The sequence below is a fragment of the Brevibacillus sp. BD137 genome, from assembly GCF_041644655.1.
Taxonomy (GTDB): domain Bacteria; phylum Bacillota; class Bacilli; order Brevibacillales; family Brevibacillaceae; genus Brevibacillus; species Brevibacillus brevis_D.
On the sequence record NZ_JAOTNO010000014.1, the window covers coordinates 107231 to 119666 of the forward strand.

The following is a 12436-nucleotide window of genomic DNA, read 5'->3' on the forward strand; positions in this document are numbered from 1 at the left end:
CTGGCTTCCCACTTTCGCCGTGAAAGGAGTTACACATGCTAGACCAAATTGATCTCTCCATCCTTGCCTTGCTACGCAAAAACAGCCGCTTGCAGTGGAAGGACATCGGCGAACAGGTCCATCTAAGCGGTCAAGCCGTGGGCAACCGCATTAGACGAATGGAGCAGCAAGGGATTATTCAAGGCTACACGACGCTCATTGATGAAGCTAAAATTGCCCCTTTCCTCACTGCTCTGGTCACTATGTTCATGACCACTACCGATCATTCTCTCTTCACTCGTTTTATCAAAAGTCGCAGCGAGATCGTCCAAGCACATCGCATTAGCGGAGAAGGCTGCTATTCCATGGTGGTACATGTTCAAGATCAAGAGGCCCTCAATTATTTTTTAGATGCCCTGCTTCCTTTTGGGAATTACCGTGTCAACCTATCGATTAACAAATTGAAATAGTTGGTAGTTTGTCAATGTATTCGCTCTCATAAATTTTTAAGATTGCACGATTTTGTGAACAAGAGTAGAATGATGAATACGAAAGGAGGAGAATCGCCATGGAAGATATGCTGTTATTGCTGTTTTCGCTGGAAGATTTCTTCGCCTTGGTCGCGATTTTTGTAGGATGCTTCACTTCTGCTTTTTGTCTCAGACAGTGTTGCCTGCAAAACCGGGCTCTACCTCAGAACGTCACGGATATGTACCGACCTCCCATTAACACATTGTTGGTTGAGACTTATCCAATGGCGGCAAGGCAACCGCAGCGCCTTCGCTTATTCAGGCGCATGCAGCATACAGACAGCGAAATGGATACATATGGTTCCTTTGTTTTGGATCACGTAGCGTAACGAACATCCAAAAGGAGGTTGATCATATGATCGCCAAATATATCGGAGAAGCTTTGTTGTTTATTGTGGGTCTGCCTATTTTTGCTTACCAAACATTCGAAGGAATACATGCATTGGCAGATTTCTTCGCGCAAGTATCCGATTTTACCAATTTCAAATAAGCATGACACATACAAAAGCCTGACCGCATCCTTTGACGGTCAGGCTTTCTTTAATTTGCCTGGATGCGGTCTCCTCTTGTTGTTGGCTGCGAGATCACAAGAAATTCCACATCCTCCGCTCTTTCGTTTTTCATCTGGTGTTTGACTCCTGGAGGCACTTCTAGCCCTTCCTGCCTGTTGATCACATGACGAACGCCATCCACTTCCAGCATAGCCTGTCCTGACAGCACGAAGAAAAACTGTCGCGACCGCTCGTGATAATGGCGCACTTCTGCTGTATTTCCAGGCATCCGCTCATGAATGACGCTGAGCTCTTGGCCTTTGACCAGATGCCAGCCATCGCATTGATCTCCCCAATGATAATGCTCCGCGTTCTCTTTGCTGATTTTCGTCATGCCTGCTCCTCCTCCAGTTTTTGCTCTATCTTCACACGCTGGGGAGCATTTGTCACCAAGTGTTTACTTTTCCTGCTGGCTTTGCTATAATATTTGTGTATGATAAGTGAATATTTGATTCGTAACTGGAGGAGCCTGTCATCATAGGGTTCTTTTTGTCCTTTTTTAGCCGACAAAAAGAAAGCTGTGATTTACGGGCTCTTTTTTATTTTGTAAAAAGGGGGAAACCACATGCTTATTTTTCAGCTGGCTGTCATTTTGATTGCCTCCAAAATCGCTGGTGATATCAGCGTACGGCTGGGACAGCCATCCGTTTTGGGGAAACTGCTCATCGGTATCGTTCTAGGTCCTACCGTTCTCGGGCTAGTCACAGACACAGAAATCCTCAAGGAAATTAGTCAAATCGGGGTTATCCTTCTCATGTTTATCGCGGGCTTGGAGACCGATATTGATGAGTTCAAACGCACCGCCAAGTCTTCAACCAGCGTAGGGATCGCAGGAATTGTCATGCCACTTGCACTCGGTTATGGTGCCGGGATTGCGATTGGTCTCTCCAATATTGAAGCGATCTTCCTGGGCCTGCTGCTCTCTGCTACCAGTGTGAGTATTTCCGTACAAACGTTGAAGGAATTGGGCAAGCTAAAATCAAGAGAAGGCGCAACCATCATGGGAGCTGCTGTTATTGATGACGTTTTGGTCATCCTCGCGCTCGCTTTCTTGATGAGCTTTGCTGGCGGGGACGTAAATCTCGGCATGGTGGTATTGAAAAAAGTCGCGTTCTTTGCCATCGTCATCGCTCTTTCCTGGAAGGTTGTCCCTTGGGTTTTGAAAAAATTTGCTCCGTTGCAGGTTACAGAATCGGTCATTTCCGCAGCACTCATTATCTGTTTCCTGTTCGCTTATTTTGCTGAATATACAGGGGTTGCCGCCATCATCGGTTCCTACATCGCCGGTGTTGCCATCAGCTTAACCAATTACAAGACAGAAGTAACGCATAAGGTCGAAACCATCAGCTACGCGGTTTTCGTGCCAGTCTTCTTCACCTCGATCGGAGTAACGGCACAGTTCTCTGGCATCTTGGAAAATCTCGGATTGATTGTGCTCTTGAGCGTCATCGCAATTGTTTCCAAGCTCATCGGTGGTGCTTTTGGTGCAAAAATCACAGGCTTCCCGTGGAAAAACTCGATGGCCATCGGTGCTGCCATGGTATCGCGTGGAGAAGTGGCACTCATTATCGCCGCCATTGGTTTGGAGAACAATTTGCTCACGCAAGACATGTTTGCCGTCCTGATTGTCGTCGTACTCTTAACCACCATCGTCACTCCACCAATGATGAAATGGTTCTTCTCGAAAACGACACAGCCAGAAGAAATGGCATTGAAAAAGAACGCCTAACACAACCAAGACTGTTTCTCGCCATAGACGCGGGAGACAGTCTTTTTTTATTATGGTAAAAATACCCTATTCCGATAGGAGGAACACCATCATGAAAATTGTAATCGCTCCGGATTCCTTTAAAGGCAGCCTGACTGCCAAACAGGTGGGCGAAGCTATTCGCTCAGGGATTCAACGCGCACTCCCGCAAAGTGAACTCATCGTGAAACCGATGGCTGACGGCGGCGAAGGTACTATGCAATGCCTGGTCGATGCCACAGATGGCAGAATACTGACCGCCACCGTAAAAAACCCGCTTGGACAGGACATTTCTGCTGAATTCGGTATTTTGGGTGACGGTGTAACCTGTGTGATCGAAATGGCTGCTGCATCTGGCCTTTACTTGATTTCTGCCGCAGATCGCAACCCGTTTGTCACGACGACCTATGGCTTTGGTCAGTTGATTACGGCTGGACTGGATCAAGGCTGCCGCAAGTTCATTCTGGGACTGGGTGGCAGTGCTACCAATGATGGAGGCACTGGTATGCTCCAAGCCCTCGGATATGTGCTTCTCGATCAAAACGATCAGCCACTCTCTTTTGGAGGGGGGGAATTATCACGACTGAGCCGTATTGATAACAGTCAGGTTGATAAACGGCTGGCTGACTGTCACTTCGTCATCGCATGTGATGTCACCAATCCTTTTGTTGGACCCAATGGCGCTTCTCACGTTTTCGGCCCGCAAAAAGGAGCTACACCCGAAATGGTGCTGCAATTGGATGATCATTTACGCCATTTCGCTGACTTGATCGAAAAGACCCGCGGCATCGCCATTCACGATCTGCCTGGAACGGGTGCTGCGGGTGGTGTCGCTGGTGCCCTTCTCGCTTTTCTGAATGGTCAGCTGCGTTCCGGTATTGAGATTGTGATCGAGACGACCGGACTCGCGGAAGCCATGGACAAAGCCAATCTTGTGATCACAGGCGAGGGCCAAGTCGACTTCCAGACTGCCCAAGGAAAGACGCCATGTGGAGTTGCCCAAGTCGCGCAACGATACGGCATTCCCGTCATCGTCCTCGCTGGTTCCATTGGAAATGGCATCGACACCCTTTATGAAAAAGGCGTCTCTGCCGTTGTCAGCATCACCAACAAACCGATGACGCTAGATCAATCGATGCTCGAAGCTGCCTCGCTCTTGGAGCAGACGGCCGAGCAGGTTATGCGGATTGCTACTATCCCGCTCCAGCATTGTGTTAACCGTATCTTTTGAATTACTTTGTTTCCCTATGAAGGGTATAGCGCTTTAGTCGCGGGGAGTACTTTTTCAATTCCAATCGCTCGGGATGATTCCGTTTGTTTTTGGATGTGATATAGTTGCGATCTCCGGTTTCGGTGCATTGCAGAGTAATGTTCACGCGCATGGATGTCAGCCTCCTCTTTTTTGTTTACAATGTCGTCTCGATAACAGCATCTGCTGTTGGGAGTGGATCGGGCAGCTTACTCCAGTCCGCCTCGTACTCCTCATCGGTCAGGAGACATGCATCGAGATGCTTCACGATTTGCTCCTGGTTCAGATCAATCCCGATAAAGACGAGCTCTGTGGTCCGATCCCCGTGTACGGGATGCCATGTTTGCTGCCAATCCGGCTCTTCTACCAGAATGGCTTGTTGCTCTTCTGACGATAACGCCGCTGTCCAATAGCCTGCCGTTCCGATTTCGATGGATGGCCCCGCCTGACTGAGTGTCATCGCCACGTCATTTCGTGTCGCCAACCAGAAAAATCCTTTGGCACGTACAATCTCCTCTGGCCAATCCCCCAACCACTTTTCAAAACGGGCTGGATGAAACGGCCTGCGACTGCGATACACGAAGGAGGAAATACCGTACTCGTCCGTCTCAGGTGTATGCACTTCCTTCTGGAGCTCAGCAATCCATCCCGCTGATTGACTGGCAGTCTCGAAATCGAACAGATGGGTATTCAAAATTGCTTGCGGGTCCACCTGTCCACGAACAGCACGGATGAAGCGAGCATGTGGCTGTAGCTTGCGCAGAATCGCTTCCAGCTGGATTAAATCATCTGGAGCAACGCGATCACATTTGTTCAGAATCAACACATCACAGAATTCAATCTGGTCGATCAACAGATCCGCGACCTCACGAATATCCTCTTCACCAACTGCCTGCCCTCTGTCCAAAAGGTTTTCGCCGGACGAAAAGTCATGCCAGAAGCGGTACGCATCTACTACGGTCACCATCGTATCCAGGCGGCATAGAGACGATAAATCGATGCCATTTTCTTCGTCTACGTATGTGAAAGTCTGGGCGACAGGAACCGGCTCGCCTACTCCCGTCGATTCAATCAGTATGTAATCATACCGTCCTTCCAAAGCAAGACGCTCTACCTCCGTCAGCAAATCCTCTCGCAGGGTACAGCAAATGCAGCCATTCGACAGCTCCACGACCTTTTCATCCACGCGTGAAAGACCACTACCTGAGTGAATAAGAGAAGCGTCTACATTTACTTCGCTCAAGTCGTTAACGATCACGGCGACTCGTAGCCCATCCCGATTGTTCAGGACATGGTTCAGTATCGTTGTTTTGCCCGCTCCCAAGTACCCGCTCAGGACTGTGACAGGGATTTTCTTTTCAATCTTGTTCATGCTAGGTTCTCCTTTTCAGTTTTCTCAAAACGTAATTATTACGATTTGGTGGTTATCATAACGCATCGAAATATCCAGAGTCAATACAAAACGTAATTATTAAGTTTTAAGGAACTAAAGAAAAATCAGCCAGATTTCACTCTGACTGATTTCGTCTATACCTACTTTCCTATTGTTTTTTCGCCTTATTCATCCCAACCGCTTCACCATAAACCCCAATGACTGGCTGATACGCCTGACGATCATTTAATTTCCCCTGATCGACGACTGGCTGCGGGCGATTTTCTTTCCACGTAAGCTGACTATACACATGACCTGTCGCAGTCGGCATTGTGACGAGGATGTCTTTCACCTGATCGGCATTACCATCTGTGATGGCGAGCTTCGGAAGAATACCACTGTCGTGCTTTCCTACAGAGATAAACGTCTGCTGATTATCCTTCCCTTCCCGAACCACGACGCGCAGGTTATGGGCCGTCTGATTCATCGATACGCCCATCTTATCGCCTACAAGGAAAATGTGATCCTTGATGTTGTCTCCCGTCACGTCTGCATACTTCGTATCGAGGACAAAGGTACTATCGCTGCTCATACTGAAGCCGCTATTGATCGTCACATCTGTCGACGGCATATTGTCCCAGTCTGCTTTTTGAACCGTTACCTGTAAAAGCTGCGGTTGTTTGTCGACGACGTTCCACACACTGGTCGCCACTGCCAAACGATCCTCCGTGTTTAGCCCATGCAGGATTTGCTTGCCCATGTAACGCAGGTTTCCTTTCGCATCCCGGAAGGGCACCAGCTCCACCAGCTTTTCTGTATATCCATTGGTTGCCTTTTGCAGCTTTCCATTGGCATGATAAATCCCTTGCTTCACGTACGTAGCCTTATTGTCCGATATATCTACTGTACTGGTCGCCTTTGTTTTTGTGTTCGTTACTTTTGCCACAAATCCATCGACAAATTGTATGGTAAACGGGATATTTTGCTCTGGTTGCAATAAGACTACCGGCGCAAATGCTTGTGATTGGGTGCCCGTCGCTTGAACGGGGTCAGCCCCAACACCCGAAGCCATGAGAACCGTGCCGCTGCAAAGAACTGCCGCCATCGTTTTATGCCATGCTTTCATCCTATTCTCCTCCTTCGTATAGATAACATCCAACTCCTATCCTACATTTTTAAACGAATTTGCTAGGTCAATTGTTGCTAGTACAATGTTCCCTGTTCTCTCGCACTTTTTTCCTGTATAAGGTAGCTTAGAGCATGTTCGTTCATGAAAAGCTCGAAAACGGTTTTTTTTACCGTTTTGCAACAAATTTGCGGGATGGGCAAGCTACAATATAGTCAAATGGATGCAGCAATAGAAAGGAACATTTGAAATGAAAAAGGCTTGGCTCGTAACGACAGCACTCTGCGCCTCGCTTGTTAGCGGTTGCGGACTCACAGATACACCCAATGAATTGATGCGCGCCCCGTCAGCAGACGGCGATCAAAAATCAATCAATCAGGCCGTCATGCAATTTTTGCCGGCTGGGTCACAATTATCTGTTCCTCTTCATCCCGCAGAAGCCAGTGCCGTCTCCCTACAGGATCTAAACGGAGATGGGGTTGCAGAGGTCGTCGCTTTTTACAAAACCGAAAAAACCGATTATGAAATCGGTGTGCTTGTGCTTACCCAAAAGCAAGGAAACTGGGAAAAGCTCTCCTCCTTTACGGGTGTCGGCAGTGAATTGGATTACGTCTCCTTTCAAGATCTCACAGGGGACAAAATTCCGGAAATGCTGATTGGAATGGGCGGCGGCGAAGATTTGAACAAAGAGCTCTCCGTTTATTCGCTAGCGAATAATATGACCCAAGAATTGATGAAGCAGCCCTATACCATTATGGCCGTAGGCGATTTGACAGGAGATAATCAGGAGGATCTCGCTCTCGTTGTTCTCGATAAAAATAACTTCACATCCAAAGCCGAGCTGTATGGGGCGGCGAACGGCACAATCGCCAAAAAGACGGAGCTAGCCCTTGACGGATATGTGAATGGCTACTATCAGGCTATCATCGGAAAAGCATCACCAACTCGAAACGGACTATTTATTGATGCTGGATTAGGTGCTCACTCTGCTTCCACTGAACTACTCCTCTGGGACAATGGACAATTGTCCAACCCTTTGGCAAAAATAGAAGGAGAGATGGACCTGACCTTCAAGCCGTATTCTTTGGAAAGTGAAGATATCAACGGTGATGGCATCATCGAGATCGGCACAAAGATACAACCCGCTGGGACAGAGGATTTAGCCATGGCAGAAATCCCTTGGATCTCCTCCTACTTCCAATGGGACGGGAAAACGGGCTTGAAACACATCGAGGATCATTATCAAAATTACTCACAGGGCTTTGACCTCAAGATTCCGGCAAAATGGGGCGAAAAGTACACCATCTCCATCAACCATGATACGAATCCACTTCTAGTCCGATTCCAATATTACGGCGCGAATGGGAAAAATAAGGCGGAATTACTAACGCTGCAAAGCATTCCACAAAACGAATGGATCAAATTTGAGAGCGGATTGAAGCAAAAGCAAGTTCCCTACATTTTGCTGAAGGAAGAGGGCAAACAAGTTTTGATCGCCATTTTACCGCAAACAACCCCTACCCTTGGAAAGGCTGCTCTTGCGGAATATCGATCCATGCAGCTTACCGCGGAGGAGATTCGTCAGCTCTACAAACCGATGACGAACCGGGAATAAAGTGAAATAGTAAATCCTTATCAAGGAGATTTGCCCAATGAAGGTTCTATTACTGGAAGACGAGAAATCCATCCGGGATTTTGTGCGCATCAATCTCAAGCGCGAAGGCTATGAGGTGATCGAGGCTGGCACCGGAGAAGAAGCACTTGATCTCGCAGATCAACAAACGGACATCGTCATCGCGATTCTCGACGTCATGCTCCCCGGCATTGATGGCTTCGAAGTATGTGGGCAGCTACGAAAAAAATATCCGCGTCTCGGGATCATTATGTTGACGGCGAAAAGCCAGGAGCTGGACAAAGTCATGGGTCTCGAATTCGGGGCGGACGATTACGTCTCCAAGCCGTTTAGCCCTGCGGAACTGCTGGCCCGTGTCAAAGCGTTGCACCGCAGATTGACACCCATTCCTGAAGCCGAGGACAAAAATGAAATTAACATTGCCCCCTTCAGACTATTGCTCGATGAACGAAAGCTAATTCGGGTGGAGCAAGAAATTGACCTCACGCCGAAAGAATTTGCCATCATCAAATTACTCGCAGAAAATGCGAACAAAGCCATCAGTCGGGACGAGATTTTGACAGCGGTTTGGGGTCAATTTTTTGTCGGAGATTTAAAAATCGTTGATGTGAATATCCGCCGAATTCGGCAAAAAATCGAAGACGATCCGGCTCATCCAGCTTTCCTGGAGACAGTCTGGGGGTATGGCTACCTGTGGCGAAAGGACGTCCCAGATGAAAGGCATTAAAAGTAGGCTGGTTCTTCATTTCGGCCTGATCCTCCTTCTGATCGTGTTGCTTTTGGAAGGACTGTTTTACTGGGCCGTTCATACGTATTACATCGGGACTGCGACCGAGGCATTAGTGACCCGCAGCACGACCTTTACCAATTTTATTAACAAGTACGCCACTGGCTATCGGTTAAAAGACAAAGCACGATACATTTTGGAGAATGTTTCGAATCAGGAATACGCCAAAATTGAGGTCTTAGACCCAGGGGGAAAGGTCATTCTCAACTCCTACGGCTTTCAGACCAGCGAGATCATCAATACCCCTGATGTGATGGATGCCCTCAAGGGACAAAGTGGTCTCTACATCGGGAAAAGTCCTCAGTCGCGGGAGCGTGTCATCGCGGTGTCCAACCCGCTTACGTACAGCGGAGAATTCGTAGGTGTTCTGCGGTACACGATCTCTGCTGAACCGCTCTACCAAGCAGTAAATCGCATTGCCTTGTACGGCGCTGGCGTTGGGACAGGCGTAGTCATCCTGGCTTTTGCACTCAGCCTGCTCATGGCAAAACGAATCGTTGACCCTATCGAAGATTTAACCAACGCGGCTAAACAAATGGCAGAAGGAAATTTTTCTGTCCGCGCTCCAAAACGATTCGATGATGAGGTAGGAACTCTCGCGGATACTTTCAATTACATGGCAACGGAGATCGGGAAAAACGAAAAGCTGAAAAATGACTTTATCTCTTCTGTCTCCCATGAGCTGCGTACCCCACTTACGTCGATTAAAGGGTGGGGCGAAACACTTATTTCGGGTGGTTTGGAAGAACCTGAGGAGACGATGCTCGGTCTGGAGGTCATCTCCAAGGAGACAGATCGTTTGATCGGGCTCGTCGAGGAATTGCTCGATTTCTCGAAGTTTCAATCCGGTGAGATGAAATTGTCTCGTGTACGCATGGATGTCCGGGAGCTTCTCCAAGATTTGCATCTTCAATTTTCAGTACGTGCCCATGCAAAACAAATCGAGTTGAAGCTTGAGACTCCCCCCACCCCACTTATCGTTATGGGAGACCCGAATCGGCTAAAGCAAGTATTTGTGAATCTATTGGACAACGCGTTAAAATTCACGCCACAAAATGGCTCAATCGTCATCGCAGCTTCCTTGTCAGCCGATAGGCTTCTTGTCACCGTCACGGATACTGGCGAAGGCATTAACCCAGAAGACCTGCCGCATGTAACCGAAAAGTTTTTCAAGGGACGCTCCAAGCTCTCCGGCAGTGGTCTGGGATTGGCGATCTGCAAAGAGATCATTCAACTCCATGCCGGGCGGTTTTCGGTCAGCAGCGCCCTTGGTCAAGGAACATCGATTATGGTGGATTTACCGTTGTTGGCGAATCAATAAGGCAGGAAGAGCAAATCGCTCTCCTGCCTTTTTTCGTGAGAAAGTATAAGAGGAATTGACTCGTCACTTTCGCTTGTTCCCGGTAATATCATTTCTATCAGGTATTTTCATTGTCTTTCCTTATCACTTTTCGTAAAATTAAGGTAATTCAATAGAACGAGATCTCTCAAGGGTGGTCGGCTCACTCTCTCATGTCTAAAAAAGAGGGGGTGATGCTGGTGGAGGTTTATCAAGCGCTGACGCTTATGTTTATGTTTGGCATGTTCATTTTGGCGCTGCTTACTTACCTCAAAAAGAAATAGACCGCCCTTGAGCTTGCGAGGCCAGGCGGCGGTCTTTTCACTGTAACACATATGGAGCCGCTCCCTTGTGGGAACGTCTATTGAAGTAACCGTGGGTGCGGGAACACCTACGGTTTTATTTATATCCGAATCCATTAAGAAAAAACCTTATACGATATAGAGTATATCATATCACCAATATAACATGTTAGTTGATATACGTTCAATCTTTGATTGACGCTTCGGAAAAAGCAAACTTGCACAATGAAGCAACGGAAAAAACTCACCCTTGCCACATTGATACATGTGGCGTGGATGAGTTTTTTGCTGTTGGAACACGATATTAGAAGCTATTTTGAATAACCAATTGATCCAAGCCGAAACGGGAAGTCGAATAAGCTTGCACGCTTGCTTTCCCCAAAGTCAGCATGAGTGTTGGCAAATAGCGGGATGGGATGTTCAGCTCTTTAATGAGCGCATCACGGTTGTAGCCACCCATTGGGCACGTGTCGTATCCTTTTGCTTTTGCCGCCAGCATGAGCTGCATCGCTGCATAGGATGAATTACGGATTGCTTCATCACGCGCGATTTCCGGGTTGTTATTGTACGCCCCTTCGATTTGTGCGATCATGTTCTCCCGCACTTGCTCTGTAACGTAACCTTTTGCCAATGCTTCATCATAAACAGGGCGAGCAGACTTGTAAGCCTCCAAATCGCCGAGAATAATGATCGTAGCGTAAGCATCCACTACCTGCTGCTGGTTGTATGCAATTGGGAGCAGTTTTTCTTTGATCGCAGGATCAGTTACGACGAGAAAACGCCAATGCTGCAAATTCCAGGCTGATGGCGCACTTGCAGCAAGACGCAGGATTTCGTTCAGCTCGCCTTGTGGAATTTTTTCATTCGGATCGTATTTACGCACGCTGTGACGGGCTTCCATTACCTGTTCAGCGGTAATTTTCAGTTCAGTATTCATAGTTGAATCTCCTCCATACTGTATAGTACGCTGTTAAAAAGATATACTTACTTTATTATCGTTACGAACATTTTGCAATTACTTTTTACATTTGCTTCATACCCTATTGTTTGGAGGCACTCTCGATGAAATACACGGATAACATTGTCATCGTCACTGGCGGTGGCCAAGGTATCGGACGGGCTGTCGCCACCATGTATGCTGCCGAAGGAGCACATGTCGTCATCGCCGAGTACAATCGTGCTGCGGGAGAGGAAACGGCCTCACTAATCAACTCGACAGAAGCAGTGAAAGGTACTGCACACTTCGAGCACATCGACGTCAGCGTACCAGTGCAGATCGAACAGTTGATGAGAACCGTCGATGAACGCTGGGGGCGACTCGACGTTTTGATCAACAACGCGGGCTTGTCCGTATGGGAATCTCCCTATGAACTGACTATCGAAGCATGGGACCATATCTTGAACACGAATTTGCGTAGTGTTTTTCTCGCATCGAGAGAAGCAGCCAAAATCATGCGTCGCCATGGTGGAGGGGCTATCCTTAATCTTTGTTCGACGCGGGCGCACATGTCTGAGCCACACTCGGAAGCATACGCGGCTTCCAAAGGAGGCATTTTATCCTTAACACATGCGCTTGGTGTCTCACTCGGCCCCGATGGGATTCGTGTCAACGCGATCTCTCCCGGCTGGATTGAGCACCGCGATTATGCCGCTCTTCGTCCCGGTGATCATGCCCAGCATCCGGTAGGTCGCGTAGGAACACCCGACGATATTGCCCGTGCATGTCTATTTTTGACACAAAAGGACAACGATTTCATTACGGGTACTGAGCTGATTATAGACGGCGGAATGACCCGCAAGATGATATACGAACCATAAAAA

The 12436-nt window shown here is 48.0% G+C and carries 15 protein-coding genes; 10 read left to right on the forward strand and 5 right to left on the reverse strand.

Going from position 1 to position 12436, the window contains the following annotated elements; genetic code table 11:
- Positions 1 to 35: 35 nt before the first annotated feature.
- From ODZ53_RS24275 to ODZ53_RS24285, 3 genes are all read left to right on the forward strand, one after another.
- The gene (locus tag ODZ53_RS24275) at positions 36 to 449 is read left to right on the forward strand and encodes an Lrp/AsnC family transcriptional regulator (RefSeq protein ID WP_372680648.1); all 414 of its coding nucleotides are present in this window, start codon (positions 36 to 38) and stop codon (positions 447 to 449) included.
- 98 nt (positions 450 to 547) lie between these two features.
- A complete protein-coding gene (locus ODZ53_RS24280) occupies positions 548 to 838 on the forward strand; it encodes a hypothetical protein (RefSeq protein ID WP_372680650.1) in 291 nt (96 codons plus the stop codon).
- A gap of 26 nt (positions 839 to 864) precedes the next feature.
- Entirely contained in the window at positions 865 to 999 is a 135-nt protein-coding gene (locus ODZ53_RS24285) for a hypothetical protein (protein ID WP_012684166.1), read from the forward strand.
- A gap of 50 nt (positions 1000 to 1049) precedes the next feature.
- On the opposite strand, the gene ODZ53_RS24290 is transcribed toward ODZ53_RS24285, so the two are convergent.
- Positions 1050 to 1394, reverse strand: coding sequence for a cupin domain-containing protein (locus tag ODZ53_RS24290; protein ID WP_064202571.1), 345 nt, complete (start codon positions 1392 to 1394; stop codon positions 1050 to 1052).
- 231 nt (positions 1395 to 1625) lie between these two features.
- On the opposite strand from ODZ53_RS24290, the gene ODZ53_RS24295 reads away from it, so the two are divergent.
- Together ODZ53_RS24295 and ODZ53_RS24300 are read left to right on the forward strand one after the other, a co-directional pair.
- On the forward strand, positions 1626 to 2789 hold the full coding sequence (locus ODZ53_RS24295; protein WP_012684164.1) for a cation:proton antiporter: 1164 nt from the start codon (positions 1626 to 1628) through the stop codon (positions 2787 to 2789).
- A gap of 91 nt (positions 2790 to 2880) precedes the next feature.
- Entirely contained in the window at positions 2881 to 4038 is a 1158-nt protein-coding gene (locus ODZ53_RS24300; protein ID WP_372680652.1) for a glycerate kinase, read from the forward strand.
- Between the two features lies 1 nt (position 4039).
- On the opposite strand, the gene rpmG is transcribed toward ODZ53_RS24300, so the two are convergent.
- The 3 genes from rpmG to ODZ53_RS24315 all read right to left on the reverse strand — a co-directional run bounded on the left by rpmG (position 4040) and on the right by ODZ53_RS24315 (position 6554).
- Entirely contained in the window at positions 4040 to 4189 is a 150-nt protein-coding gene (gene rpmG / locus ODZ53_RS24305) for a 50S ribosomal protein L33 (protein WP_012684162.1), read from the reverse strand.
- A gap of 24 nt (positions 4190 to 4213) precedes the next feature.
- Positions 4214 to 5428 (reverse strand): GTP-binding protein, encoded by a 1215-nt coding sequence (locus tag ODZ53_RS24310; protein WP_372680655.1) that lies wholly within the window; start codon positions 5426 to 5428, stop codon positions 4214 to 4216.
- Positions 5429 to 5597: 169 nt separating this feature from the next.
- Complete coding sequence (locus tag ODZ53_RS24315; RefSeq protein ID WP_012684160.1) at positions 5598 to 6554, reverse strand: hypothetical protein; 957 nt, start codon at positions 6552 to 6554, stop codon at positions 5598 to 5600.
- 250 nt (positions 6555 to 6804) lie between these two features.
- Here ODZ53_RS24315 and ODZ53_RS24320 point away from each other — a divergent pair, with 250 nt between their 5' ends.
- The 4 genes from ODZ53_RS24320 to ODZ53_RS24335 all read left to right on the forward strand — a co-directional run bounded on the left by ODZ53_RS24320 (position 6805) and on the right by ODZ53_RS24335 (position 10597).
- Positions 6805 to 8169, forward strand: a complete 1365-nt coding sequence (locus ODZ53_RS24320) for a VCBS repeat-containing protein (RefSeq protein ID WP_372680657.1) — start codon at positions 6805 to 6807, stop codon at positions 8167 to 8169.
- Between the two features lie 37 nt (positions 8170 to 8206).
- The gene (locus ODZ53_RS24325) at positions 8207 to 8914 is read left to right on the forward strand and encodes a response regulator transcription factor (RefSeq protein ID WP_016738814.1); all 708 of its coding nucleotides are present in this window, start codon (positions 8207 to 8209) and stop codon (positions 8912 to 8914) included.
- Entirely contained in the window at positions 8901 to 10295 is a 1395-nt protein-coding gene (locus ODZ53_RS24330; RefSeq protein WP_372680659.1) for an ATP-binding protein, read from the forward strand. The genes ODZ53_RS24325 and ODZ53_RS24330 overlap by 14 nt, the downstream gene beginning before the upstream one ends.
- Before the next feature lie 251 nt (positions 10296 to 10546).
- Positions 10547 to 10597, forward strand: a complete 51-nt coding sequence (locus tag ODZ53_RS24335) for a putative holin-like toxin (RefSeq protein ID WP_231504337.1) — start codon at positions 10547 to 10549, stop codon at positions 10595 to 10597.
- A gap of 322 nt (positions 10598 to 10919) precedes the next feature.
- Here ODZ53_RS24335 and ODZ53_RS24340 read toward each other — a convergent pair whose 3' ends face one another.
- Entirely contained in the window at positions 10920 to 11552 is a 633-nt protein-coding gene (locus ODZ53_RS24340) for a nitroreductase family protein (protein WP_087345705.1), read from the reverse strand.
- Between the two features lie 125 nt (positions 11553 to 11677).
- Here ODZ53_RS24340 and ODZ53_RS24345 point away from each other — a divergent pair, with 125 nt between their 5' ends.
- A complete protein-coding gene (locus tag ODZ53_RS24345; RefSeq protein WP_372680662.1) occupies positions 11678 to 12433 on the forward strand; it encodes an SDR family NAD(P)-dependent oxidoreductase in 756 nt (251 codons plus the stop codon).
- Positions 12434 to 12436 lie beyond the last annotated feature (3 nt).

Bases quoted from the DNA above. Each gene is read 5' to 3' on its own strand.
- ODZ53_RS24275 (WP_372680648.1), top strand. From the start codon at position 36: ATGCTAGACCAAATTGATCTCTCCATCCTTGCCTTGCTACGCAAAAAC.
- ODZ53_RS24280 (WP_372680650.1), top strand. From the start codon at position 548: ATGGAAGATATGCTGTTATTGCTGTTTTCGCTGGAAGATTTCTTCGCC.
- ODZ53_RS24285 (WP_012684166.1), top strand. From the start codon at position 865: ATGATCGCCAAATATATCGGAGAAGCTTTGTTGTTTATTGTGGGTCTG.
- ODZ53_RS24290 (WP_064202571.1), bottom strand. From the start codon at position 1,394: ATGACGAAAATCAGCAAAGAGAACGCGGAGCATTATCATTGGGGAGAT.
- ODZ53_RS24295 (WP_012684164.1), top strand. From the start codon at position 1,626: ATGCTTATTTTTCAGCTGGCTGTCATTTTGATTGCCTCCAAAATCGCT.
- ODZ53_RS24300 (WP_372680652.1), top strand. From the start codon at position 2,881: ATGAAAATTGTAATCGCTCCGGATTCCTTTAAAGGCAGCCTGACTGCC.
- rpmG (WP_012684162.1), bottom strand. From the start codon at position 4,189: ATGCGCGTGAACATTACTCTGCAATGCACCGAAACCGGAGATCGCAAC.
- ODZ53_RS24310 (WP_372680655.1), bottom strand. From the start codon at position 5,428: ATGAACAAGATTGAAAAGAAAATCCCTGTCACAGTCCTGAGCGGGTAC.
- ODZ53_RS24315 (WP_012684160.1), bottom strand. From the start codon at position 6,554: ATGAAAGCATGGCATAAAACGATGGCGGCAGTTCTTTGCAGCGGCACG.
- ODZ53_RS24320 (WP_372680657.1), top strand. From the start codon at position 6,805: ATGAAAAAGGCTTGGCTCGTAACGACAGCACTCTGCGCCTCGCTTGTT.
- ODZ53_RS24325 (WP_016738814.1), top strand. From the start codon at position 8,207: ATGAAGGTTCTATTACTGGAAGACGAGAAATCCATCCGGGATTTTGTG.
- ODZ53_RS24330 (WP_372680659.1), top strand. From the start codon at position 8,901: ATGAAAGGCATTAAAAGTAGGCTGGTTCTTCATTTCGGCCTGATCCTC.
- ODZ53_RS24340 (WP_087345705.1), bottom strand. From the start codon at position 11,552: ATGAATACTGAACTGAAAATTACCGCTGAACAGGTAATGGAAGCCCGT.
- ODZ53_RS24345 (WP_372680662.1), top strand. From the start codon at position 11,678: ATGAAATACACGGATAACATTGTCATCGTCACTGGCGGTGGCCAAGGT.